Source organism: Burkholderia ubonensis, assembly GCF_902833085.1.
Taxonomy (GTDB): domain Bacteria; phylum Pseudomonadota; class Gammaproteobacteria; order Burkholderiales; family Burkholderiaceae; genus Burkholderia; species Burkholderia ubonensis.
The window spans coordinates 1-492 of the sequence record NZ_CADFEB010000025.1 but is presented as its reverse complement, the minus strand read 5'-3'; the positions used below and the strand labels follow the sequence as shown (position 1 = coordinate 492).

Annotated in this window: 1 protein-coding gene; it reads right to left on the bottom strand. The window is 69.3% G+C overall.

Translation table 11 applies throughout. The annotated features are described in order from the left end of the window. The coding region (locus HWX31_RS34655; RefSeq protein ID WP_175934021.1) for an acyl-CoA dehydrogenase C-terminal domain-containing protein at positions 1-492 on the bottom strand (492 nt) is incomplete at its 5' end.

The following is a 492-nucleotide window of genomic DNA, read 5'->3' as shown; positions in this document are numbered from 1 at the left end:
TCAGAACTGGTCTTCCGTCAACGCGAGCACGCCCTCGCCGCCCTTCGCGCCGACGATCGACGCTTCGAACCCGCCCGCCTGCACGAGAATGTGTTCCGCATAGAACTGCGCGATCGCGATCTTTGCGTCGTAGAACGCCGGATCGTTCGCGCGGTTCGCGTGCGCGGCCACCAGCGCGCGCGCCATCTGCCACCCGCACAGCACCACGCCCGCCAGCTTCAGGTACGGCACGCTGCCCGCGAACACCGCGTTCGGGTCCTGCTTCGTGTTCGCCACCACGTAATCGACCACCGCCGACAACGCCCGCGCCCCCTTCTCCAGCTGCGCCTTCATCGACGCCGCCGCCGCGCCGTCGAGCTTGGCGAGCGCCTCGACCGTCTGACCGATCTCGCCGAGCAGCGCCTTCGCCACCGCGCCGCCGTCGCGCACCGTCTTGCGGCCCACCAGGTCGTTCGCCTGGATCGCCGTCGTCCCTTCGTAGATCGCCAGGAT